The 635-nt window shown below is 65.2% G+C and carries 1 pseudogene; it reads left to right on the top strand.

Features of this window, described 5'->3' with window-relative positions:
- Window positions 1-635, top strand: a pseudogene (dnaE2, locus tag NYR54_RS19130) (error-prone DNA polymerase); the annotation flags it as partial.

Below are 635 nucleotides of genomic sequence, written 5' to 3'. Positions count from 1 at the left end.
AAGCCCCGGACGTTCTACGATCTCGTTGTGCAGGTGGCGATCGTCCGTCCCGGTCCGATCCAGGGCGACATGGTTCACCCCTATCTCCGCCGCCGAGCAGGACTCGAGCCCGTCGAGTACCCGAAGCCGGAACTGGAAAAGGTCCTGGGCAAGACGCTGGGCGTGACCCTCTTCCAGGAGCAGGCCATGCGCGTGGCCATTGAATGCGCCGGATTCACGCCGGGCGAAGCGGACATGCTGCGCAAGTCGATGGCGACCTTCAAGCACACGGGCGGGGTGAGCGCATTCAGGGACAAGCTCGTCCAGGGCATGATTGCCCGAGGTTACGACCGGGCGTTCGCGGAGAAGACCTTCTCGCAGCTCGAAGGATTCGGCTCCTATGGCTTCCCGGAGAGCCACGCGGCGTCTTTCGCGCTGATCGCCTACGCCTCGGCATGGCTCAAGTGCTGGCATCCGGACGTGTTCTGCGCCGCGCTCCTGAATTCGCAGCCGATGGGATTCTACGCGCCCGCGCAGATCGTGAGGGACGCCATCGAACATGGCGTGGAAGTGCGCCCGGTCTGCATCAACGCCTCGCGCTGGGACTGCACGCTGGAGCCAACCGGTGACGAGAGCCGCTTCGCGGTTCGGCTCGG

The sequence above is a fragment of the Chelativorans petroleitrophicus genome, from assembly GCF_025398195.1.
GTDB lineage: Bacteria > Pseudomonadota > Alphaproteobacteria > Rhizobiales > Rhizobiaceae > Chelativorans > Chelativorans petroleitrophicus.
The sequence above is the reverse complement of the archived record's forward strand: the minus strand, read 5'-3'. Positions and strand labels throughout refer to the sequence as shown.